Below are 23,098 nucleotides of genomic sequence, written 5' to 3'. Positions count from 1 at the left end.
GCGCCTTCGCGCCTCAACGCGCCTTGTACAGCTCGGCCAACCGATCCGGCTTGTCGGCAATGCGCTCCAGGTGCGGATACTGCAGGCCGTCGAAGTACGGGATGCGCACGGTCTCGATACGGTCGAAGCGCTTGACCACCAGTTCGATCGGCGTCTTGCCGCCCTTGGCCGCGGTCACCGCGTCCTTCAGCGCTTCGGCGCTGTACTCGCGCCCGTTGACGCCCAGCAGGGTCATGCCTGGTGCCAGCCCGGCATTGAACGCCGGACCATCCCAGCGTACGTCGCCGAGCACGCCGGTACTGTTGGCGGACAGGCCCAGCGAATAGGTCAGGTTGGCATCCTTGCGCTCGCTTTCCATCGCCTTGAACGCATCGCTGGGCTTGTCGGTGTAGACCAGCTTCCAGCCCGCCGCTTCCAGCCCGCCGATCAGCGGTCCGTGTCCGTCCACGCGCGAACGCAGGAAGGTCGCCCAGTCGAACGGTGCGATGCCATTGAGGGTGGCGACGATGTCGTCGAAGGTGTACGGATTCACCTCCCACACGCCGTTGTCCATGCCGAAGAACGCCTTGGCGAAATCGTCGATGGACCGCTTGTTGCCGCTCAGCTCGCGCAGCTTGCCGTCCACTTCCAGCCAGATCATCTGTCCGCCGGAGTAGTAGTCCTCGCTCATCTGGTAATTGCGGAACGGCAGCGAGCGGCGCGAGGCGATGGTCGGATCGTTGGTGGTGTCCTGGATGTTGCGCCAGGCCAGGCCGGGACGGCCGCGGTCGTATACGCCGGCCACCAGCGCCAGCGAATCGCGCGCCTGCTCCTGGCTCCACAGGCCCGAGCGCGCGGCCAGCACGTGGCCCCAGAACTGGGTCTGGCCTTCGTACAGCCACAGCAGGCTGTCGCCCATCGGCACGTTGAAGCTGGGCGTGGCCAGATCCGCGCCACGGCGGTACTTGCCGTTCCAGGAATGGTTGAACTCGTGTGGCAGCAGATCCCGGCCCTGCCAGGTCTTGTCCCAATCGGTGAAGTAACCGCGATCGCCGCTGTTCTCGCTGGAGCGGTGATGCTCCAGGCCGATGCCGCCCAGCTTGTCGGTCAGCGCGAGCAGGAATTCGTAGTGATCGAAATGGCGCGCGCCGTAGAGCTTGCTGGCCTGGGTGACCAGCGCCTGGTGCGCCTTGATGTGCTCGGGCTTGGCTTCCAGATCCTTGGCCTCGTCGGCGAACACGTTCAGGTGCACCGGCTGCTTGGCGCCCGGATCCAGATCGATGCGCTTGTAGTGCTTGCCGGCGAACATCGGCGAATCGACCAGATCGTCAAAGCGGATCGGCTTGAAGCAGACCGTGTCGCCGTTACGAGTGTCGGTGGTCAGCGCGGTGGCGTACGACCAGCCCGGCGGCAGCTTCACGCAGGCCTGCGCCTGCACGTTGCGGCTGTAGTAGCCCGCCGGATACAGGGAGGTGGAATCCCATTGCAGGTTGAGCATGTCCGGGGTCATCACCACCCGCCCCTGCGACCCGCCCTGCGAGGACAGGAACTGGAACTCGGCGGTCACTTCGCTCACGCCCGCCGGCACCTCCACGTGGAAGGCATACACGTTGAACTGATCGCGCACCCACGGCAGCCGCTGGCCATTGGCGGTGATCACCAAGCCCGCCATCTTCTCGATGGGACCGGCCGGCGAATGCTTGCCCGGCAGCCACTGCGGATACAGCAGGGTCAGCCGCCCCGCCTGTGCCGGAATGGTCTCGCGTACCCGGAAGATGCGCCGGTTGAGGTCGGTGGCGTCCACCTCGATGCGCAATTGCCCGTTGAACGGCACATCCTTCGGCGCGGACACTTCGTCCGCCCGCGCGGCGGACGGCGCCAGTCCGGCCAGAGGCATCAACAGGGACAACGAGACGGCAAGGGCAAGCGGCTTCATCAAGGATTCCACGAAACGGTAACCGCCCGATGCTAAGGGCTGGGTCCGGACGGGTCCGTAGGCCATTGGTCATGGTCGTCGCGACGGACTACCCTGTTGTCGACAACCGTCCCGACAGGAGTTCCCATGGCAGATTGGATCTGCACCGCCTGCAACGCCAGCAACGAAGGGGCATTCGACATCTGCTGGCAATGCGGCACCGGCCGCGATGGCACGCCGTCCGACCCGGCCTTCAACCGCAACCAGGAAGCCGTCCATGAGTCCTCCCGGACGCTGCAATGCCTGCGCTGCCAGTCGCCCATGCGGCTCATCGGCACCCGGCGCTTCCACGAAGGCTCGCGCATGGCCCCCTTCCTGCTCGCCGAACTCGGCGAACTGCTGGTCAACCGCGAAAGCTTCGACCTCTACGCCTGTCACCAGTGCGGCAAGGTCGAATTCTTTCTCTCGTAGGGTGATACAGGGCATACGCGCAGATGAAGAAAGCCGACAGGAGTCCACGTTGCTGTCGATGGCGTGAGACGTAATCCTTGGAAGCCATTTTTCAGATGCGCCGCGCTGCAAATGGCGGGCCAGCGGAAAGGTAGAAAGCACCCCGCAAGCCACAATAGACCCCAGACGGCAAATAGCCCCCTTTTACAAAGGGGGCAGGCGCCTGCGAAGCAGGCGACGGGGGATTTGCGCGATCAACCGCCCCAGCTCAATGCCGATCCGCAGGCAAATAAACCAACTCGCCAAGAACCCCGTCCACCTCGTCGGCCATCCGCTCGAACTGCGACATCAACACTTCATCCGGAATCTTGAGCAAGGCCGCCGCCTCGCGGAACTGATCGGACCCGGACAACTGCCGGAAGGTATCGCGCATCTGCACGAGCTGCGCGTGGGCTTCCTCGCTGATGATGTAGGCACTGTGGGAATGGGACATGTCGCCTCCTGTTCTGTGGACCGCCGTGACCGGCGCACGGCATGTGCGCCGGGATGTCGGGAGGTCGAAAAACCGCACACACAGAACGGCGGACCTGTTTCCCGCAAGCGGGTCTTGTATTCGGTCCACTCCCGACGCGGAAACGCATCGGCCCAAGCCCGCAGGCGAGGAAGTCCACCGGCGAACCCGCCCTGGACCCAGGCTGTGTGTGAGGAGTTTCGACACTCCTTGGTCAGCGATTCTTGTCGGGACCAGGCGCAAGCTCAACTAACATTGGCGGTTTGGAGGTGGAAGGACAAAGCCCGCAAACCCGGATGTCCGTGACTCTGGGAAAGCGGTCATTCGACATCGACGCAAACAAAAGACCCGCCTTCACAGGCGGGCCTTCGGACGTCACTTGTCCCGCAGGGACATCCACTGCATTCGCCGGAGCACCCGGCCCAGATCATCGGACATGCCGGCAAAACAATCGGCCATCGCCTGCAACTTGATCGGCAGCCTCATGTGTTCGTCCTGCGGATTGCGCGGACTGCTGAGGTCCGACATCAGCCGAAGCTGATCCCTCAGTTGCACCAGTCGGAGCTGGTGCTCTTCACTCATCCAGTAACCCATGCTTGTATCGGACTTGCGGCTCATTGCATTGCTTCCTTGAAAAAGCCGCCGGATTTCGGTGGCGGCTTGCCGCTGTCTATCGGAGTTTCGACGCTCCAGGCCGGAAGTCTGCTCATGCCGGCAAAACCATTCAACGGGCTTTCCGGCCTGGATTGCGACTCAACAACGAATGCAAATGCATGCGGACAGACGCCGCACATCCGGAAAAACAAAAGCCCCGCCGAAGCGGGGCTTTTATCGATCTGGTGCCGGAAATAGGAATCGAACCTACGACCTACGCATTACGAATGCGCCGCTCTACCAACTGAGCTATTCCGGCGGAACCGCAAATTCTAGGGGGCAGCCTGAATCCGGTCAATTGACCCTTCACAAGTGCTTGATGCCAAAGGGTTCCAACATCAAATGGCCTGTTCCAAGCTGGTCCTGGTACGGGCCCAGCTTGGCCGTGCCGACGTCGCCAGGCCCGTCCGTGTGAGCGGACAACAGCCGACATTCGGTTCGACGCACTCACGACGCACGAAGACTACGGGGATGCCTGGGGCATCCCCGCGACAAACACCTTCAGGCAGTGCGACTCAAAGCCCGCAAGGCGACGGCAGCACCGGATTCTGTTCCTTCACGTTGTCGATGTGCGCCACTTTCTTGCCGCGCAGGCCGGCGACCTGGGCTTCCACGTCGGCGGTGGACAGGGCGACGCCTTCCTGGAAGAACACCCAGTCGATGTCTTCCTGGTATTCGCGCATTTCCGGGGAGTCGACCGGGCCCAGCGAGCCGTCCGCGCCCTTGGGCATGAACCACAGGTTGAAGTTGATCGACATGAAGTCTTCCGGGTACACGGCGCTGCTGTGTTCGGAGAACAGTTGGCCGTCGACGTAGTAGGTGACCTTGTTGTCGGCGACGGTCAGGACCAGCGTGCGCCAGCCGGCGTAGCTGCCTTCCTTGCGGGAGAACTCGTTCACCTTGGTCCAGGGTTCGAGCTGGAAGGTTTCCCAGGTGGTGGTCCACATCGCCGGCTTGGTGTTTTCGCCCCAGCCGCCGTTGGGCAGGTACTCGAAGTCGGTTTCGCTGTAGTCCTTGTCCATCGGCGCCTTCAGCGGGCTGATGGCATAGAAGGTCTGGATGACTTCATCGCCGTCCGGACCGTAGCTCGGTTCGTCGCGGAAGAAGATGCGCGCGGCATAGGTGCCTTCGCGGTACTTGCGGGAATGGCAGAACTGGGTCTGGCGGGTTTTCTCGGGAGTGCCGTTGGTGATCGAGCTCATCCGGACCGCGCCGCCTTCGGTCTCCGGAATGTCCGCATGGAACGTCAGGCCATCGCCCGACCAGGTCGCGCCCTTGATGCCGGGGTGGCCGGTTTCGGTGCGGACCTTCCAGCCGTTTTTCTGGAACGCGGCGAAATCCGGATAGCTGAAATCATCGAAGAAAACCGGTGCTGTGGTGGGTGCCGTGGCAGGCGCGTCGGCGTTGGCTTCCGCAGGTGCGTTTGCCTGTTCCGTGGCCGTTTCGGTTTTTGAATCGCAGCCGACAACGGCGAGCGATGCAGCGAGCAGGCTTACGACGAAAATACGATTCCGCGCCATGTTGTTCCCCTCCCTTCTCTTGATGATTCGTGATGGTTGAAGGGGGCGAATCTGGCGCATTGCGGACAACGTTGTCAAATGATCAGTGCGGTCTTGTATGCGGCGTTGGAAGCAATGCTTTCTTGTGGAATTACATCTGGCACGATCCAAAATTCCGCTCGGGATATATCGCGTTCAGATCAACTTCGCAGTCCGGATTCGCTTGTTTCTCGAATTGTCCATTCGATGGAAACGGAATGACTCATCTTGTCGCCAATGAGCGCATTCACCTGACTTCCGAGACAAGCGACAGGCCAAGGCAGGAACCGTGCGGGACGCTCTACCGATGGCAGACGTTGTTGATGCCGGTTCCAGACGAAGGGAGCCTTGGCGGACATGCATCGACTACGAGCGATGGGAGCGTTTGCTGAAAGCGCCCCCATCCCAGCCTTCCCCCACAAGCGGGGGAAGGGGCAAAAAGCTCGCGGCGGAACACGGTACGGCCCCCTCACCCATCCCAGCCTTCCCCGCAAGCGGGGGAAGGGGTAAAAGCTTGCGGCAGTATGTGCACGCCCCCTCCCCCGCCTGCGGGGGAGGGTTGGGGTGGGGGCAAGCGGAACAATCGGCTGATGGGACGATCCCGCGCTGCGCTGCTACCGCAGCGCCAATGGCCTGACCCTCGCCTTCCTGGCGCCGCCCATCGGCTTCGCCGCGTACTTCATAATCGCGGTCATCCTGCGCCTGGCATCCACCTGAAAAAGGACACCGATACGTGAGCACGCAACCCACACTGATGCGCAGGCTGGGCCTGGGTCGCATGTCGACCGGCGAGTATCAGGCCAACCTCAACGGATTGAACATGTTTTTCGGTGCGGTGCTCGGGCTGGTGCTGACCGGCACGGAAAAGCTGGACGCGTGGCAATTCGGCGTCATGCTGTTCTGCCTGGCCGGGAACGTCATCACGATCCTGTTCATTTCATCGAGCCGGAACCGGGTGAGCTACGCGATCTTCGGGCTCGTCAACGCGCTGCTTTTCCCTTACGTGATGGGTTTTCTCCTGCGGGCGCCCGATCTGGTCCCGGACAAGATCCAGCCGACCCTGCTGGTCTGGACAATAATGACCATCGTCGTGGAATTCTGGGCGCGGCAGAAGGAACCGGAAGCGACCGCGCAGGAAAACTGAGCGGCGCGCTCAGCTGACCAGCTGCAGCCGCAATTCCTTCGGCAGGGCGAAGACCATGTTTTCCGGTTCGCCGTCGAGTTCGCCGATGCTGGCGGCGCCCAGATCGCGCAGCCGCTGGATGACGCCATCGATGAGGATGTCCGGCGCGGAAGCGCCGGCGGTCACGCCGATGCGCTGCTTGCCCTGCACCCAGGCCGGATTGATCTCCTGGGCGCCGTCGATCAGGTAGGACTCCACGCCATCGCGCTCGGCCAGCTCGCGCAGGCGGTTGGAGTTGGAGCTGTTCGGCGAGCCGACCACCAGCACCAGATCGCATTGCTTGGCCAGATCGCGCACCGCATCCTGGCGATTCTGGGTGGCGTAACAGATGTCGTCGTTCTTGGGGCCCTGGATGGCCGGGAAGCGCGCCTGCAGGGCCTGGATGATGCCGATGGTGTCGTCCACCGACAGCGTGGTCTGGGTAGTGTAGAACAGGTTGCCTGGCTGGCCGACTTCCAGTTGCGCGACATCGTCTATGTCTTCGACCAGATAGATGCGACCGGTGCTGCCCTCGCGGCTCCACTGGCCCATCGTGCCTTCCACCTCGGGGTGGCCGGCGTGGCCGATCAGCACCACGTCGCGGCCGGCACGGCAATGACGGGCCACTTCCAGGTGAACCTTGGTCACCAGCGGACAGGTCGCATCGAACACCTTCAGGCCGCGGCGGTCGGCTTCGGCGCGGACCGCCTGTGAGACGCCGTGCGCGCTAAAGATGACGGTGGCGTTGTCCGGCACTTCGTCCAGCTCTTCCACGAACACCGCGCCGCGGTTGCGCAGGTCATCGACGACGAAGCGGTTGTGCACGACTTCGTGGCGCACGTAGATCGGGGCACCGAGGGTCTCGATGGCGCGCTTGACGATTTCAATGGCGCGGTCGACGCCGGCGCAGAAGCCGCGGGGGTTGGCGAGCAGGACATCCATGCCGGCGATTTTACCGGAGCCGGCGGCGGGAACGGTGAATCGGCGCTTCCGGCCCGGAATCCCCTTCACCCGGCCCTGGCTCAAGCCTTGGCAGGCTTGTTGCGCTTGCCGTCGAACAGGCCGAACAGGGCGATGCCGACGGCGCCAGCGACGATCGCCGAATCGGCCAGGTTGAACGCCGGCCAGTAGTGGTCGCGCCAGTACCACTGGATGAAGTCGATGACGTGGCCGTGGATGAGGCGATCCACCACGTTGCCCAACGCGCCGCCGATGACCAGCGAGTACGGCAGCGCCTGGCGCCAGTCGCCGCGCGGGGTGCGGCCCAGCCAGAAGGTCAGCAGGCCGCAGATGCCGATCGCCAGCGCGGTGAAGAACCAGATCTGCCAGCCGCCGGCGCCGCTGAGGAAGCTGAACGCCGCACCGGTGTTGTAAGTGCGGAACCAGTTCCAGAAGCCTTCGATGACCGGCACGGCGGTGTACTCGGGCAGCGAGGCCAGCACCCAGGCCTTGGTCCACTGGTCCAGGCCGATGATGACAGCCGAGAGCAGCAGCCAGATCAGGGCGTTGGGTTTGACGGCGGTTTGGCTCATGGGTCGGGTCGCGATTTCTGGAGGATGTGTTCTGGAGAAGTGAGTATGCCGGGTAAAGCGGCACGGTTACGGCGCGTGATGCCCTTCCGCCGGGTGTTTGGAAGGAGGGCCGAAGGCGCCGGGCCGGGCCTATCGGGGAGGCATTCTGGGAAGGGGTGGCTGGAGGGGGGCTGACTTGTGGGCTTGGGTGGGCGGTTCCGGGGTTCCGGGTGGGGACTTCGGAACCACCGCGCTGCCCCCATCCGGCGCTGCGCGCCCCCTTCCCCCGCTGGGCGGGGGAAGGGGGTTGGTCAGAACCAGCGGCGGTCTTCGCCGGGGCCGTCGATGTTGCTGGCGCAGCGGCCGCACAGTTCCGGGTGGGCCGGGTTGGCGCCGATGTCGGCACGGTGGTGCCAGCAGCGCACGCACTTGGCCTTGTCGGTCGGCTGGGCCAGCACGAACACCTCGTCCGCCTCCACCGCGCCGACGCTGACGTCGCCGCTGATGAGGAAGAAGCGCAGTTCCTCGGCCAGCGGCTGCCACTTGGCGGCCAGCGCGGCGTTCACCGACACCGCGATCTCCGCTTCCAGCGCCGCGCCGATCTGGCCGTTGGCGCGCATCGGCTCAAGCACCTTGGCGACCTGTTCGCGCAGGGCCAGCAACTGATCGAAATCGGCCGCCGTCAGGGTGGCGTCCGCCGGCAGCGGCGCCAGCCCGTCGTACCAGGTGGCGAACAGCACGTTGCCGGTGCGCTCGCCGGGCAGGTAGCCCCACATCTCGTCGGCGGTGAAGCTGAGCACCGGCGCGATCCAGCGCACGAACGCCTCGGCGATGCGGTACATCGCGCTCTGCGCCGAACGACGGCCGCGCGAGTCCTCGCGCATCGTGTACAGGCGGTCCTTGGTGACGTCCAGGTACAGCGAGCCCAGATCCACGCTGCAGAAATTCAGCAGCGCCTGCACGATCTCGGCGAAGTCGTAGCGATCGTAGGCGGCCTTGATCTTCTCCTGCACTTCCCAGGCACGGTGCACGATCCAGCGGTCCAGCGCGACCATGTCCTCCAGCGGACGCAGGTCGCGCGCCGGATCGAAGCCGTGCAGGTTGCCCAGCAGGAAGCGCGCGGTGTTGCGCAGGCGGCGGTACGCGTCGGCGTTGCGCTTGAGGATTTCCTGCGACAGCGACATCTCGTTGCTGTAGTCGGCCGAGGCGATCCACAGGCGCAGGATGTCCGCGCCCAGGTTCTTCATGATGTCCTGCGGCTCGATGCCGTTGCCGAGCGACTTGGACATCTTGCGGCCGTGCTCGTCCACGGTGAAGCCGTGGGTCAGGCACTGCCGGTACGGCGCATGCTTGTCGATGGCCACGCCGGTGAGCAGCGAGGACTGGAACCAGCCGCGGTGCTGGTCCGAGCCTTCCAGGTACAGGTCCGCCGGCTTGCCCAGGCCGCGTTCCAGCAGCACGCCTTCATGGGTCACGCCGGAGTCGAACCAGACATCGAGGATGTCGGTGATCTTCTCGTAGTCGCCGGCCTCGTCGCCCAGCAGTTCGGCCATGTCCAGGGTGTACCAGACGTCGACGCCGCCCTGCTCCACCCGATCGGCCACCGCCTGCATCAGTTCGACGCTGCGCGGATGCGGCTCGCCGGTCTCGCGGTGCACGAACAGCGCGATCGGCACGCCCCAGGTGCGCTGGCGCGAGATGGTCCAGTCCGGGCGGCCGTCAACCATGCCGGCGATGCGCGCTTCGCCCCACTGCGGGAACCAGCCGACCTGCTTGATCGCGGCCAGCGCGTCGCGGCGCAGGTGCGCCTGCTCCATCGAGATGAACCATTGCGGGGTGGCGCGGAACGCGATCGGCGTCTTGTGCCGCCAGCAATGCGGGTAGCTGTGGGTCAGGTTGGCGAACGCCAGCAAGGCGCCGCTGTCGCGCAGCACCTCGACCAGCGCCTCGTTGGCCTTCCAGATATGCAGCCCGGCCAGCGCGGTTTCGCCTGCCGGCGGCGTGGACGGCAGGTACACGCCGCGACCGTCGACCGGATTGAGCTGGCCAGTGGTGTATTTGTCGATCAGGCCATAGCGCTGGCCAACCACGAAGTCTTCCTGGCCATGGCCGGGCGCGGTGTGCACGGCGCCAGTGCCGTCCTCGGCCGACACATGATCGCCCAGCAGCACCGGAATCTCGCGCTCGGCATAGAACGGATGCGACAGCACCACGCCCTCCAGCGACGAACCGGCGGTACGTGCGTGCACCACCGCTTCATTCACGCCGTAGCGTTGCAGCGCGCGCGCGGCCAGCGCGTCGGCCAGCACCAGCCAGCGGCGCTTGCCGTGGTGGGCCGGTCCCTCGACCAGCGCGTATTCCAGATCCGGCCCCAGCGAGACCGCCAGCGAAGCCGGCAGCGTCCACGGCGTGGTGGTCCAGATCGGCACCGCCACTTCCACATCGTCGGGAACCTCGATGCCGAACGCCGCCGCCAGCGCCTTGCGGTCGCGCACGGTGTAGGCGACGTCGATGGCAGGCGAGTCCTTCTCCTGGTATTCGATTTCCGCCTCGGCCAGCGCCGAGCCGCAATCGAAGCACCAGTGCACCGGCTTCACGCCGCGGGTCAGGTGGCCGTTGGCGACGATCTTGGCCAGCGCGCGGATCTCGTTGGCCTCGAAGCGGAAATCCAGGGTCTTGTACGGGTTGTCCCAGTCGCCGATCACGCCCAGCCGCTTGAAGTCCTTGCGCTGCAGATCGATCTGCGATTCGGCGTATTCGCGGCACTTCTGCCGGAACTCGACCGCGTCCAGCTTGACGCCGACCTTGCCGTATTTCTTCTCGATGGCGATTTCGATCGGCAGGCCATGGCAGTCCCAACCCGGGATGTACGGCGCGTCGAAGCCGGCCAGGTACTTCGACTTGACGATGATGTCCTTGAGGATCTTGTTGACCGCGTGGCCCAGGTGGATCGCGCCGTTGGCGTACGGCGGGCCGTCGTGCAGCACGAACAGCGGGCGGCCCTTGGCGTTGGCGCGCAGCTGCGCGTACAGGCCGTCGGCTTCCCAGCGCGCCAGGGTGTCCGGCTCACGCTTGGGCAGATCGCCACGCATCGGGAAATCCGTCGCCGGCAGGTGGAGGGTGGCTTTGTAGTCCTGGCTCACGCCGTTGCTCGTTGGTTGTCGTTTGAAAGAAGGGCGCGCGCCTGTTCGGCGTCGCGGTGCATCTGCTCGGTCAGGCTGGGCAGATCGGGGAATTTCAGTTCATCGCGCAGCTTGGCGACGAATTCGACTTCGATGTGGCGCCCGTACAGGTCGCCGGCGAAATCGAACAGGTGCGCTTCCAGCAGCGGCTCCACGCCGTCCACGGTGGGACGGGTGCCGAAACTGGACACGGAAGCCCATGGTTGTTTCGCCACACCATGCACCCAGGTCGCGTAGATGCCCGACAGCGCGGGCGTCTTCGGAAAGCGCAGGTTGGCGGTCGGAAAACCGAGCGTGCGGCCGAGCTGCTGCCCGCGCACCACCCGCCCGCCAATCGCGTAGGGCCGGCCGAGCAGGCGCGCGGCATCGGCGAAGTCGCCCTGCTTCAGCGCTTGGCGGATGCGGGTGCTGGAAATGCGCTCGCCCTGCGACTGCACCGCTTCGATCTCGTTGGCGGTGAAGCCGAGCTCGGCACCCATCGCCTGCAACAGCGCCAGATCACCGCCGCGCCGGTGGCCGAAGCGGAACTCGGGACCAATCCAGACTTCGCGCGCGGACAACCGTTCCACCAGCATCCGGCGGACGAAATCCTCCGCGCTCATCGCCGCCATCGCCGCGTCGAAGCGCAGCAGGCCGACCGTATCGGCGCCCAGTTCGCGCAGGCCTTCGACCTTGGCGCGGGCCAAAGTCAGGCGCGGCGGCGGATTCTCGCGGGCGAAGAACTCGCGCGGCAGCGGTTCAAAGGTCAACGCAACCGCGTCCACGCCCAATGCGCGCGCGCGCGCGGCCGTGTGGCGCACCAGCGCCCGGTGACCGCCATGCAGGCCGTCGAAAGCGCCGATGCAGACCACGCTTCCCCGGGGACCCAGCGGTCCACCGTCGACGTCACGAAACAGCCTGCTCATAGATTCCTGGTTGGATGGCCGCCATTGCGGGCAGGCCGGCGCGAAACGCGCGAATCCCGAAGTATAGCCGCCCTGTCCGGTCTCAATGCCCCCGCAGATCGCGCGGACGGATGCCCTGCAGCCACAGCAGCGCGCCATACAGGGCTCCACCACTGCCCACCAGTACCGCCAGCCGCCAGCCACGTTCCCACCAGACCCAGTGGGACCAGTCGGGCCAGACCCAGCGCAGCGCCAGCAGCACCACGGTCATCGCCAGCGAGGCCAGGCCGATCTGGCGCAGGAACCGGCCCCAGCCCGGCTGGCGCCGGTAGACCCCGGCCCGGCGCAGGTACCACGCCAGCTGCACCGCGTTGGTCCAGCCGGCGATGGCGATGGCCAGCGCCAGCAGGGCGTGCGCGCCCGGGATATGCGCCAGCGCGTCCAGGTACTGGCCGTCGGCCTTGGCCAGGGCGGCCTGGCCGATGTCGGTGAACTGCAGCAGGCCGGCGAACAGCAGGATCGTCGCGATCGCGTTCACCACTACCGACACCACCGCCGACTTCACCGGTGTGCGGGTGTCCTGGCGCGAGTAGAAGGCCGGCGCCAGCACCTTGACCAGCAGGAATGCCGGCACCGCGGTGGACTGCGCCATCAGGCTCCAGGTGCTCATCTGGGCATGGAAAGCGGTGAATTTGTTGTACTGGAACAGCGTCGCCATCAGCGGGCCGGCGCAGACGATCAGACCGATGCAGGCCGGTACGCCGATCATCAGGCACAGCCGGAAGCCCCAATCCAGGCCCTTGGAGAAGCCCTCCGGATCGGTCGCCGCGTGGCGGCTGGAGAGATGCGGCAGGATCACCGTGCCGATGGCCACGCCGAACATGCCCAGCGGGAACTCCAACAGGCGATCGCTGTAGTACAACCAACTGACGCTGCCGCTCAGCAGGAACGCCGCCACCCAGGTGTTGAACAGCAGGTTGAACTGCACCACGGAGGAGCCGAACAGGGTCGGCACCATCAGCGTCATGATCCTGCGCACGCCGGCATGGGCCAGGCCCAGCTTCGGACGCGGCAGCAGGCCCAGCTTCGCCAGCGCGGGCAACTGGAAGACCAGTTGCAGGATGCCGGCGATGAATACGCCCCAGGCCAGCATCATCACCGAGGCGCCGCTCACGTAGGCCAGCCATGCCGCCGCGATCATCGACAGGTTCAGCAGGATCGGCGACAGCGCCGGAATCGCGAAGCGCTGGTAACTGTTGAGGATGCTGCCCACCAACGAGGCCAGCGAGATGAACAGCGCATACGGGAAGGTGATGCGCAGCATCTCGGTCAGCATGTCGTGGTGCGCGCCCGTGTACTTGGACGCGATCACGAAAGCCAGTTGTGGCGCCAGCAGGAGCACCACGGCGGTCACCACCAGCAGCGCCGCGGCGAGGGTGCCGGTGACCCGGTCAATCAGTTCCCTGACCGCCTCCGGGCCGTGCTTTTCCTTGTACTCGGCCAGGACCGGCACGAAGGCCATCGAGAACGAGCCCTCGGCCGACAGCCGGCGCATGAAGTTGGGAATCCTGAACGCGATGAAGAAGATGTCCATCGCGGCCGTGGCGCCGAACACGGCGGCATAGACCTGGTCCCGGACCAGCCCGGACAGCCGGGACAGGAAGGTCATGGCGCTGAAAATGGCGCTGGAGCGCAGGAGCCGGTTGCCGCTCATCGGGCGGCCTCCCCTGCCGGTTGACCCAGGTTGACGCAAGCTGCTGAATAGTCCATACTTTTTTGTCTATTTTCCCGTAACCCCATTATCCCAGCTTTCAGGAACCCATCGTGGCCAATATCAAGTCCGCCAAGAAGCGCGCCAAGCAGACCGTCGTGCGCAATGCGCGCAACTCTGCCCAGCGCTCCATGCTGCGCACCGCCGTCAAGAAAGTGCTCAAGGCGCTTGACGCCAACGACGCCGCTGGCGCGCAGGCCGCTTTCGCCGTCGCCCAGCCGATCCTGGATCGCTACAGCTCGCGCGGCCTGATCCACAAGAACAAGGCTGCCCGCCACAAGAGCCGCCTGACCGCCCGCATCAAGGCGCTCCAGGCCGCCTGACCAGGCGTCCACGGGAAAGCAAAAAAACCCGGCTCCGGCCGGGTTTTTTGTTCCCCGGAATCCAGCCCCCTCCCCCGCTTGCGGGGGAGGGTTGGGGTGGGGGCGGAACGAAGCCGGCTTGCTTCGAGCAGACGGAAACCTGTGAACGTTCCGGGCTTTCCTCACTCGGAATGCTATCGGCTGGATACCTGTCATGGGTTCCGGCTTGCCCCCATCCCGGCCTTCCCCCGCAAGCGGGGGAAGGGGCGAAATGGCGGCTATCGGAGCAACTGGCTCAGCCGGCATTCCGGGCCTTTTCATGCTGACGGTTGCGTCGGAAGAATCTGCTCCCTCCCCCGCTTGCGGGGGAGGGCTGGGGTGGGGGCGGAACGGAGTCAGCTCGCTTCGCGCGTACGAAAACCTGCGAGCATCCCGAGCTTCCCTCACTCGAAATGTGGTTGGCTGCACGCCTGCCACGGGTTCCGGCTTGCCCCCATTCCGGCCTTCCCCCGCATGCGGGGGAAAGGGCGAAGCGCGGTGTCGAGGAGGTGCTGGCTCAGCCGGCATTCCGGGCCTCTTCGGCCTCTTCGCGTTGGCGATCGAAGAACGCCATCACGTCCTGCATGATCGGCCAGGTGCCCTCGCGCGAAATCGCGGAAATCTGGTACCAGGGATGCATCCAGTCCAGCTCGGCCACAATCTGCTCGGCGCGCTCGCGGGCCTCGTCCTCGAACATGAGGTCGGCCTTGTTGAGCACCAGCCAGCGCGGCTTCTCCAGCAGTTCCGGATCATGCTTCATCAGTTCCTGCTCGATGGCACGGACCTGTTCGGCCGGGGCGATGCCTTCCACCCCGCCTTCCATCGGTGCCATGTCCACCAGGTGCAGCAGCAGGCGGGTGCGCTGCAGGTGGCGCAGGAACTGCGCGCCCAGGCCGGCACCGTCGGCGGCACCCTCGATCAAACCGGGAATGTCGGCGATGACGAAGCTGCGGTGCGCCTCGACGCTGACCACGCCCAGGTTCGGATAGAGGGTGGTGAACGGATAGTCGGCGACCTTCGGCGTGGCCGCCGAGACCGCGCGGATGAAGGTGCTCTTGCCGGCGTTGGGGAAGCCCAGCAGGCCGACGTCGGCCAGCAGCTTCAACTCCAGCTTCAGCAGGCGCTGCTCGCCCTCTTCGCCCGGCGTGGCCTTGCGCGGAGCGCGGGTCACCGAACTCTTGAAATGCATGTTGCCCAGGCCGCCCTTGCCGCCCTTGGCGACCAGCAGGCGATCCCCGTGGCGGGTCAGGTCGCCGATGACCTCGTCGGTCTCGACGTTGGTGATGACGGTGCCGACCGGCACGGTGATGGTCAGATCCTCGCCAGCCTTGCCATACATCTGCCGGCCCATGCCGTTCTCGCCGCGCTGGGCGCGGAAATTCTTCTCGTGGCGAAAATCCACCAGGGTATTGAGGTTCTCGTCGGCAACCAGCCAGACGCTGCCGCCGCTACCGCCGTCGCCACCGTCCGGCCCGCCCAGCGGGATGAATTTCTCGCGCCGGAAGCCGATGCAACCGTTGCCGCCGTTGCCGGCGATGACCTGGATTTCCGCTTCGTCTACGAGTTTCATGGGATTGGGGATTCGGGGTTGGAGATTCGGACAAGCAAGGCTGCTTCTCCGGATGGACCAGGAAGGGAACCGGCGCGGAATCCGCCTTTCGCGAATCCCGAATCACCCATCCCCAATCCCGGCCCTGAAACGAAAAGCCCCGCACGCGGCGGGGCCCTTCGCTACGTGTGCGCGGAGCCTCAGGCTTCCGTGACCACGCTGACGGTGCGGCGCTTCTTCGGGCCCTTGATCGAGAACTCGACCTTGCCATCGACCAGCGCGAACAGCGTGTGATCGCGACCCAGGCCGACGCCCGAACCCGGATGGAACTGGGTGCCACGCTGACGGACGATGATGTTGCCGGCGTCGATCGCCTGGCCACCATAGACCTTCACGCCCAGCATCTTCGGATTGGAGTCGCGGCCGTTGCGCGATGAGCCTACGCCCTTTTTATGTGCCATGACTGATTCTCCTTACTTGTTGATGCCGGTGATTTCGATTTCGGTGTAATGCTGCCGGTGACCCTGGCGCTTCATGTGGTGCTTGCGGCGGCGGAACTTGATGATGCGGACCTTGTCGGCGCGGCCGTGGCCGACGATCTTGGCCGAGACGCTCGCGCTCTTCAGCGCGTCGCCCAGGGTGACGCTTTCGCCGTCGCCCAGCATCAGGATGTTGTCGAACGTGACTTCCTTACCGGCTTCCGCATCGAGCTTCTCGACGCGCAGAGTCTCGCCCTTCATCACGCGGTATTGCTTACCGCCAGTGACCAGAACTGCGTACATTGGTGAATCCTCTTCTGTAGTTATTCTCTTGAACCCGACCACCATCGAGGGCGGTCAGAAGCGGAATTGTAGGGCTTTCAGCAGCTTAGAGTCAAGTCACCCCCTTCCCGCCCGCCCGGTGGCTCCGTGGCCCGGCGTGCCCGGGTCGCAGGCCCTGAGACGCCACCGGGTTCCACTGCCCGGAAGGGCCCGCCAGCCGGGCCGGCAACGGCGTGAACGGGAGCGCAGCGGGCGCCCTCGGCGTCCGCTGCCAGGCCTTTGCTGGCGGCGATTTGCCCCCAAATACCGGAATCGCTACGCTGGGCGATTCGCCGGCGCGACCGGGTCGCGCCGGCGGATCCGGAGCCCTTCCCTCCCTTCTGAACAGGCCACCCCACGGCATGGACAGCATCCGCATCCGCGGCGCACGCACCCACAACCTCAAGAACATCGACCTCGACCTGCCCCGGGACAAGCTGATTGTCATCACCGGGCTGTCCGGCTCGGGCAAGTCCTCGCTGGCGTTCGACACCATCTACGCCGAAGGCCAGCGCCGCTACGTCGAGTCGCTGTCCGCCTACGCCCGGCAGTTCCTGTCGGTGATGGAAAAGCCGGACGTGGACCACATCGAGGGCCTGTCGCCGGCGATCTCCATCGAGCAGAAGTCGACCTCGCACAACCCGCGCTCGACGGTCGGCACCATCACCGAGATCTACGACTACCTGCGCCTGCTGTACGCCCGCGTCGGCACCCCGCGCTGCCCGGACCACGGCTACCCGCTGGAGGCGCAGACGGTCAGCCAGATGGTCGACCAGGTCTTGGGCCTGGACGGCGAGCAGCGCTACATGCTGCTGGCACCGGTCATCCGCGAGCGCAAGGGCGAGCATGCGCAGGTGTTCGACCAGTTGCGCGCGCAGGGTTTCGTGCGCGTGCGGGTGGACGGCCAGTTGCATGAAATCGACGCGGTACCGCCGCTGGCGCTGCGCCAGAAGCACACCATCGAGGCGGTCATCGACCGCTTCCGGCCGCGCGATGACATCAAGCAGCGCCTGGCCGAGAGCTTCGAAACCGCGCTGAAGCTCGGCGACGGCATGGCTTCGGTGATGTCGCTGGACAAGCCGGAAACCGATCCGCTGCTGTTCTCGTCCAAGTACTCCTGCCCGGTCTGCGACTACTCGCTGCCGGAACTGGAACCGCGCCTGTTCTCGTTCAACTCGCCGGTCGGCGCCTGCCCGACCTGCGATGGCCTGGGCGTGGCCCAGTTCTTCGATCCGGCGCGGGTGGTGGTGCATCCGGAACTGTCGCTGGCCGCCGGCGCGGTGCGCGGCTGGGACCGCCGCAACGCCTACTATTTCCAGCTGATCGCCTCGCTCGCCAAGCACTATCGCTTCGACGTGGATGCGCCGTGGCAGTCGTTGTCGGAGAAGGCCCGCCAGGCGGTGCTGTACGGCAGCGGCGAGGAAGTCATCACCTTCACCTATCTCACCGAATCGGGCGGGCGCACCCAGCGCAAGCATCGCTTCGAGGGCATCGTGCCGAACCTGGAGCGCCGCTACCGCGAGACCGAATCACCGGCGGTGCGCGAGGAACTGGCCAAGTACATCAGCGAGCAGCCCTGCCCCGACTGCGGCGGCGCCCGCCTGAACAAGGCCGCGCGCAACGTGTTCGTCGCCGATCGGCCGCTGCCGGCGCTGGTGGTGATGCCGGTGGACGAGGCGCTGTCGTTCTTCCGCGGCCTGGCCCTGCCCGGCTGGCGCGGCGAGATCGCGGCCAAGATCGTCAAGGAAATCGGCGAGCGGCTGGGCTTCCTGGTCGATGTCGGCCTGGACTACCTGACCCTGGAACGCAAGGCCGATACCCTGTCCGGCGGCGAGGCGCAGCGCATCCGCCTGGCCTCGCAGATCGGCGCCGGCCTGGTCGGCGTGATGTACGTGCTGGACGAACCCAGCATCGGCCTGCACCAGCGCGACAACGAACGTCTGCTCGGCACCCTCACCCGCCTGCGCGATCTCGGCAACACCGTGATCGTGGTGGAACACGACGAGGACGCCATCCGCGCGGCCGACTACGTGCTGGACATCGGTCCCGGCGCGGGCGTGCATGGCGGCGAGATCGTCGGCGAAGGCAGCCTGCAGGACATCCTCAAGGCACCGCGCTCGCTGACCGGCCAGTACCTGTCCGGCAAGCGCAGCATCGAGGTGCCCAAGGCGCGCCACAAGGCCAACCCGAAGATGATGCTGCATCTGCGCGGCGCCAGCGGGAACAACCTGAAGGACGTGGACCTGGACATCGCCTCGGGCCTGTTCACCTGCGTTACCGGCGTGTCCGGTTCCGGCAAGTCCACCCTGATCAACGACACCCTGTACGCGCTGGCCGCCAATGAAATCAACGGCGCCTCGCACAAGCCGGCGCCGTACCGCGATGTGGTCGGCCTGGACCTGTTCGACAAGGTGGTCGACATCGACCAGTCGCCGATCGGCCGCACCCCGCGCTCCAACCCGGCCACCTACACCGGCCTGTTCACGCCGCTGCGCGAACTGTACGCGCAGGTGCCGGAAGCGCGTGCACGCGGCTATTCGCCGGGCCGCTTCAGCTTCAACGTGCGCGGCGGCCGCTGCGAAGCCTGCCAGGGCGATGGCCTGATCAAGGTCGAGATGCACTTCCTGCCGGACGTGTACGTGCCCTGCGACGTCTGCCACGGCAAGCGCTACAACCGCGAAACGCTGGAGATTCTCTACAAGGGCTTCAACATCAACGACGTGCTGGAGATGACCGTCGAGGACGCATTGAAGCTGTTCGAGCCCGTACCGGCGATCGCCCGCAAGCTGGAAACATTGATGGACGTGGGACTGAGCTACATCAAGCTGGGCCAGAGCGCGACCACGCTGTCCGGCGGCGAGGCGCAGCGCGTCAAGCTGTCCAAGGAACTGTCGCGCCGCGATACCGGCCGTACCCTGTACATCCTGGACGAGCCGACCACCGGCCTGCACTTCCACGACATCGAACACCTGCTGGCGGTGCTGCACAAGCTGCGCGACGAGGGCAACACCATCGTCGTCATCGAGCACAACCTGGACGTGATCAAGACCGCCGACTGGGTGGTGGATCTGGGTCCGGAGGGCGGCCATCGCGGGGGACGCATCCTCGCCAGCGGCACGCCGGAAGACATCGCCGCGCATCCGGATTCGCATACCGGCCGATTCCTGGCCAAGCTGCTGCCGGCCAGCAAGGCACCCAAGGCCAGCAAGCCGGCCGCGGTCGCCAAGCCCGACGTGCTGCCGCCGCGCAAGTCCGAGAAGAAAAAGAAAGCGGTGAAAGCCAAATGACCTCGACGCCCGAGAGTTCCCCCGACCGCAAGATGCTGGCGGCGATTCCGATCAGCGTGCGCTGGCGCGACATGGACAGCATGGGTCACGTCAACAACGCCAAGTACGTGTCCTATCTGGAAGAAGCGCGCGTACGCTGGATCCTCGACATTCCGGGCGTCTCGATGACCGATCGCATCGCGCCCGTGGTCGCCGCCAACAACATCAACTACCGCCGTCCGTTGACCTGGCCGAACGACATCCTGGTAGAACTGTACGTGGATCGGCTGGGCACTAGCAGCGTCACCATCGGTCATCGCATCGTCGACCAGAACGGCGCGCTGTACTGCGACGGCAACGTCGTGGTGGTGTGGATGGATACCCACACAGGCAAGAGCGCGCCGCTGCCGGACGCCGTGCGCAACGCGTCCGTTTGACGACGTCAGGTTCGTCCCTGTGGGAGCGACGTCAGTCGCGAATGCTCTTTGCCGGATCGGAAAGCATCGCGACTGACGTCGCTCCCACAAGCTGCCCTTGGCTTCGAAACGGACAGGCTACGGCGCCGTCCTGCGCACCTCGAAGGTCACCGGCAGGCTGCGGCCGTCCTTCAGCTTGAGCGTGATCACCGGCTTGTCGCCTTCCTTCACCGGGGCGTAGGGCTTGTACAGCATCAGGTGCAGGCCACCGGGCTTGAACTCGACCGATTTGCCGGCGGCGACCGGCAGGGTTTCCAGTTCGCGCATCTTGTTGACGCCATCGACCTGCCGCGATTCATGCAGCGACACCTCGGCGAAGGCCAGGCTGTCGGCGCCGGCGACTTCCACCGCCTTGGCGCAGGTGTTATCGATGCGAAGGAAGCCGGCCATCATCGGCATGGCCGGCGATGGCGGCAGCCGTATCCACGCCTGGCGGGCCGTGGGCAGGCACTCGGCGGCATGGGCGGAGACGCTGCCGGCCAGCAGCGCGACGGGGACGAGAGCGGATACAAGGCGGCGATTCATGCGCCTATCATAGGCCCACACGCCCTTGGAGCAGATGAATGTCCTCGTTGATTGAAACCCGGGACCATGGCAGCGTCCGCGAGATCCGGCTGGCGCGTCCGCCGGTCAACGCCCTCAACACCGAACTGTGCCGCGCCCTGATCCACGCGGTCGATACCGCCGTGGGCGATGGCGTGCGCGGCATCGTGCTGGCCGGCAACCCGAAGATCTTCTCCGCCGGCATGGATGTGCCCTACCTGCTGTCGCTGGGCGAGAACCGGCACGCGCTGATGGACGCCTGGCAGGCGTTCTTCGGCGCGGCGCGCGCGCTGGCCGATTCGCGGGTGCCGGTGGTGGCGGCCATCGGCGGTCACGCGCCCGCGGGCGGCTGCGTGCTGGCGCTGTGCTGCGACTACCGGGTGATGGCCCGCAGCGTGGATCCCGCGCGTCCCTTCGGCATCGGCCTCAACGAAACCCAGGTCGGCCTGGTCGCGCCGGAAGGCATCCAGCGGCTGATGCGGCGACTGGTCGGCCCGCATCGCGCCGAACGCCTGCTGGTGGCCGGCGAGATGGTGCCGGCCGAGCGTGCGCTGGAACTGGGGCTGGTGGACGAACTGGCCGATCAGGAGCAGGTCGATGCGCGTGCGCTGGCCTGGCTGGAGAACCTGCTGCGCCTGCCCCACCACCCGATGCTGCAGACCCGTGCCATCGCCCGCCGCGACGTGGTGGAAGCGATGTCACCGGAGTTCATCCAGCTGGACCGCTTCATCGACGCCTGGGACGCGCCCGACACCCAGACCGCGCTGAAGGCGCTGGTGGACAAGCTGAAGAAGTAACGCCGCGCGAGGCGTCCATGCATTTCCTGCTCTGTTACGACTACGCGCCCGACTATGCACAGCGGCGCGGGCAGTTCCGAGACGAACATTTGCGCCTGGCCTGGGAATCCCAGGCGCGCGGGGAAATGCAGTTGGGCGGCGCGGTCGACGATCCACTGGACATGGCGGTGATGGTGTTCCGCTGCGACTCGTCCGCGCCGGTGGAAGCGTTCGTTGCCGCCGATCCCTATGTCCGCAACGGTATCGTCACGCGATGGCGCATCCGTCGCTGGCACACCGTGGTGGGCATCGAGGCGAGCGAGCCGACCCGGCCCGGTTGAGCCGGGGTCATCGGTTGGCTCATCTCACCCACACTTCCACGCGCTCGTTTCGATAACGCGTGCCGGCGTCGGCGCCGCCGCCCAGCGCACGGGTGGCGCCCATGCCGATGGATCGCTGCACCGGAATGCCCTGCTTGACCAGATGGTCGGCCACCGTGTCGGCATGCTGGTTGCTGCGCACGGTGGCGATCAGGCGGTTGCTGCCATCGTCGTGCGAGAAGCCCACCACCGTGACCTGGCGTCCCTGGTTCTGCGGTAGCCGCATGTAGGCGATCAGGCGTTCCAGATCATTCGCACCCCGGCTGTCGAAGAATGTGGTCAGCGACGCCGCGTTGAAGCGCAGGCTCAGCGGCAGGCGCTCGGTGCCGGCCACCGCCTGCCCGTAGGGTTGCGCGGCATCCGGCGCGCGCGGCTGGCTTGCCGGGCGCAGCGTCATCGCCAGGAATCCCGCCCGTTCCACCGCCTTCTGCGCTTCGCGGCCGACGCTGTACTGGGCGAAGCTGCGACCCAGCGCCGACATCAGCGGCCCCCCGTAGAGCCGGTAGCGCCGCACGAGCGGATAGTCCTCGCTCATCACGTTGATCCGGGTCGGCAGGATGGCCAGGCCGCCATCGGCGATGGCGAGCGTGCGGGTGCCGCGCGGGATCGCGCTGGCCACCCCAACCACCGCGACCGCATCCGGATCCGCCGCGACCGCGCGCGCGGCCTGCGCCAGGGTCGCATGCGTCTGCGCGTTCGCGGCCGCCGGCGCCGCCCCCAGCACACGCTCGCGCAGGAAATCGCGGTTGCCGCTGGGCGCGCGCGCCAGATGCAGGTGGATCGGCGCGTTGCGTCCCCCGAGCCCGGACCAGTCGCCGATGCGACCGGTGACCAGCTCGCGCAACTGCGCGACCGACAGGCGGCGGACCGGATTCCGCTCATTGACCACCACCGCCAGGCCGTCGACGGCGACGACGAATTCCTGATCCGGCGATTCGAGGTCCCCCAATTGCCAGGCGGCCTCGCGTTCCGCCGCGTCCGGCGCGCGCGCCAGCATCGCGATCTCGGCGTTCCCCTCGACCAGATCGCTGAACCCCGCCGCCGAGCCGCGCTTGCCGATTTCCACGATCAGCGGCATCCCGTCGCGGGTCGCGCGGATCTCGGTCTGCTGCGCGGATACGGCCTTGCGGCGGATTCCGGTATAGCCGATGTGATGCAGCCAGGATTCGACCATCGCCGGGACCAGCGCGTCGCCCAGCGTATTGGAGCCATGGATGCGCAGACGCTCGGCGGAGCCATCATCCTGCGCGGACGCCGGCAGACAGGCCGGCAACAACAGGCACATCGCCAGTGCGACGCGCGGCAAACGGTGCAGCATCGATCATCCCCCTATGAAGCGCGGCAGAGTGACCGCGTCCGGTTACAGGGCGATGACGGTGAACGCGACTTCGGAGGGAACGATGACGCCGG

General features: G+C 66.0%; 21 protein-coding genes and 1 tRNA gene. 7 read left to right on the top strand and 15 right to left on the bottom strand.

What is annotated here, in order from left to right:
- Positions 1-13 precede the first annotated feature (13 nt).
- On the bottom strand, positions 14-1,918 hold the full coding sequence (locus IQ458_RS00845; RefSeq protein ID WP_484573272.1) for a M61 family metallopeptidase: 1,905 nt from the start codon (positions 1,916-1,918) through the stop codon (positions 14-16).
- Between the two features lie 123 nt (positions 1,919-2,041).
- Between IQ458_RS00845 and IQ458_RS00840 the strand changes: the two genes are divergently transcribed.
- Positions 2,042-2,365 (top strand): hypothetical protein, encoded by a 324-nt coding sequence (locus IQ458_RS00840; RefSeq protein ID WP_203321609.1) that lies wholly within the window; start codon positions 2,042-2,044, stop codon positions 2,363-2,365.
- Positions 2,366-2,612: 247 nt separating this feature from the next.
- On the opposite strand, the gene IQ458_RS00835 is transcribed toward IQ458_RS00840, so the two are convergent.
- From IQ458_RS00835 to IQ458_RS00820, 4 genes are all read right to left on the bottom strand, one after another.
- A complete protein-coding gene (locus IQ458_RS00835) occupies positions 2,613-2,837 on the bottom strand; it encodes an XAC0095 family protein (RefSeq protein WP_141453489.1) in 225 nt (74 codons plus the stop codon).
- Positions 2,838-3,230: 393 nt separating this feature from the next.
- Positions 3,231-3,473, bottom strand: a complete 243-nt coding sequence (locus IQ458_RS00830) for an XAC0095 family protein (RefSeq protein ID WP_183642937.1) — start codon at positions 3,471-3,473, stop codon at positions 3,231-3,233.
- A gap of 219 nt (positions 3,474-3,692) precedes the next feature.
- Positions 3,693-3,768: transfer RNA gene (locus tag IQ458_RS00825), tRNA-Thr, on the bottom strand.
- Positions 3,769-4,024: 256 nt separating this feature from the next.
- Entirely contained in the window at positions 4,025-5,029 is a 1,005-nt protein-coding gene (locus tag IQ458_RS00820; protein ID WP_203321608.1) for a glycoside hydrolase family 16 protein, read from the bottom strand.
- A gap of 796 nt (positions 5,030-5,825) precedes the next feature.
- Here IQ458_RS00820 and IQ458_RS00815 point away from each other — a divergent pair.
- Positions 5,826-6,191: a hypothetical protein gene (locus IQ458_RS00815; RefSeq protein ID WP_235996555.1), complete on the top strand. Its 366-nt coding sequence runs from the start codon at positions 5,826-5,828 to the stop codon at positions 6,189-6,191.
- A 9-nt stretch (positions 6,192-6,200) separates the two neighbouring features.
- On the opposite strand, the gene ispH is transcribed toward IQ458_RS00815, so the two are convergent.
- The 5 genes from ispH to murJ form a co-directional block, all read right to left on the bottom strand.
- The gene (gene ispH, locus IQ458_RS00810; protein ID WP_203321607.1) at positions 6,201-7,151 is read right to left on the bottom strand and encodes a 4-hydroxy-3-methylbut-2-enyl diphosphate reductase; all 951 of its coding nucleotides are present in this window, start codon (positions 7,149-7,151) and stop codon (positions 6,201-6,203) included.
- An 80-nt stretch (positions 7,152-7,231) separates the two neighbouring features.
- Positions 7,232-7,741, bottom strand: a complete 510-nt coding sequence (gene lspA / locus IQ458_RS00805) for a signal peptidase II (protein ID WP_192197556.1) — start codon at positions 7,739-7,741, stop codon at positions 7,232-7,234.
- Positions 7,742-8,031: 290 nt separating this feature from the next.
- Positions 8,032-10,863, bottom strand: a complete 2,832-nt coding sequence (gene ileS / locus IQ458_RS00800) for an isoleucine--tRNA ligase (RefSeq protein WP_203321606.1) — start codon at positions 10,861-10,863, stop codon at positions 8,032-8,034.
- Positions 10,860-11,807, bottom strand: coding sequence for a bifunctional riboflavin kinase/FAD synthetase (locus tag IQ458_RS00795; RefSeq protein WP_203321605.1), 948 nt, complete (start codon positions 11,805-11,807; stop codon positions 10,860-10,862). Before IQ458_RS00795 ends, ileS begins: the two co-directional genes overlap by 4 nt.
- A gap of 82 nt (positions 11,808-11,889) precedes the next feature.
- Positions 11,890-13,500: a murein biosynthesis integral membrane protein MurJ gene (murJ, locus tag IQ458_RS00790; protein WP_203321604.1), complete on the bottom strand. Its 1,611-nt coding sequence runs from the start codon at positions 13,498-13,500 to the stop codon at positions 11,890-11,892.
- A 110-nt stretch (positions 13,501-13,610) separates the two neighbouring features.
- Between murJ and rpsT the strand changes: the two genes are divergently transcribed.
- A complete protein-coding gene (gene rpsT, locus IQ458_RS00785) occupies positions 13,611-13,880 on the top strand; it encodes a 30S ribosomal protein S20 (RefSeq protein ID WP_141453506.1) in 270 nt (89 codons plus the stop codon).
- Positions 13,881-14,415: 535 nt separating this feature from the next.
- Here the strand turns inward: rpsT and obgE are convergent.
- The 3 genes from obgE to rplU all read right to left on the bottom strand — a co-directional run bounded on the left by obgE (position 14,416) and on the right by rplU (position 16,229).
- On the bottom strand, positions 14,416-15,468 hold the full coding sequence (obgE, locus tag IQ458_RS00780; RefSeq protein ID WP_141453507.1) for a GTPase ObgE: 1,053 nt from the start codon (positions 15,466-15,468) through the stop codon (positions 14,416-14,418).
- Positions 15,469-15,647: 179 nt separating this feature from the next.
- Positions 15,648-15,908, bottom strand: a complete 261-nt coding sequence (gene rpmA / locus IQ458_RS00775) for a 50S ribosomal protein L27 (protein ID WP_183643025.1) — start codon at positions 15,906-15,908, stop codon at positions 15,648-15,650.
- 12 nt (positions 15,909-15,920) lie between these two features.
- Complete coding sequence (rplU, locus tag IQ458_RS00770; protein WP_141453509.1) at positions 15,921-16,229, bottom strand: 50S ribosomal protein L21; 309 nt, start codon at positions 16,227-16,229, stop codon at positions 15,921-15,923.
- Positions 16,230-16,609: 380 nt separating this feature from the next.
- Between rplU and uvrA the strand changes: the two genes are divergently transcribed.
- Positions 16,610-19,534 carry an excinuclease ABC subunit UvrA gene (gene uvrA / locus IQ458_RS00765; protein WP_183643028.1) on the top strand — a complete coding sequence of 975 codons (2,925 nt, stop codon included), beginning with the start codon at positions 16,610-16,612 and terminating at the stop codon, positions 19,532-19,534.
- Positions 19,531-19,950 (top strand): acyl-CoA thioesterase, encoded by a 420-nt coding sequence (locus IQ458_RS00760; RefSeq protein WP_203321603.1) that lies wholly within the window; start codon positions 19,531-19,533, stop codon positions 19,948-19,950. Before uvrA ends, IQ458_RS00760 begins: the two co-directional genes overlap by 4 nt.
- Positions 19,951-20,067: 117 nt before the next feature.
- On the opposite strand, the gene IQ458_RS00755 is transcribed toward IQ458_RS00760, so the two are convergent.
- A complete protein-coding gene (locus tag IQ458_RS00755) occupies positions 20,068-20,514 on the bottom strand; it encodes a copper chaperone PCu(A)C (protein WP_192197553.1) in 447 nt (148 codons plus the stop codon).
- A 38-nt stretch (positions 20,515-20,552) separates the two neighbouring features.
- Between IQ458_RS00755 and IQ458_RS00750 the strand changes: the two genes are divergently transcribed.
- Together IQ458_RS00750 and IQ458_RS00745 are read left to right on the top strand one after the other, a co-directional pair.
- Positions 20,553-21,329, top strand: a complete 777-nt coding sequence (locus tag IQ458_RS00750) for an enoyl-CoA hydratase/isomerase family protein (RefSeq protein ID WP_183643039.1) — start codon at positions 20,553-20,555, stop codon at positions 21,327-21,329.
- A gap of 17 nt (positions 21,330-21,346) precedes the next feature.
- Positions 21,347-21,649 carry a YciI-like protein gene (locus IQ458_RS00745; protein ID WP_203321602.1) on the top strand — a complete coding sequence of 101 codons (303 nt, stop codon included), beginning with the start codon at positions 21,347-21,349 and terminating at the stop codon, positions 21,647-21,649.
- Between the two features lie 19 nt (positions 21,650-21,668).
- Here the strand turns inward: IQ458_RS00745 and IQ458_RS00740 are convergent, their stop codons facing one another.
- On the bottom strand, positions 21,669-23,006 hold the full coding sequence (locus IQ458_RS00740; protein ID WP_203321601.1) for a substrate-binding domain-containing protein: 1,338 nt from the start codon (positions 23,004-23,006) through the stop codon (positions 21,669-21,671).
- Positions 23,007-23,098: the final 92 nt, after the last annotated feature.

The sequence above is a fragment of the Pseudoxanthomonas beigongshangi genome (genome assembly GCF_016820515.1).
GTDB lineage: Bacteria > Pseudomonadota > Gammaproteobacteria > Xanthomonadales > Xanthomonadaceae > Pseudoxanthomonas_A > Pseudoxanthomonas_A beigongshangi.
Note: the sequence above shows the minus strand (reverse complement) of the source record. Positions and strands in the feature narration are given on the sequence as shown.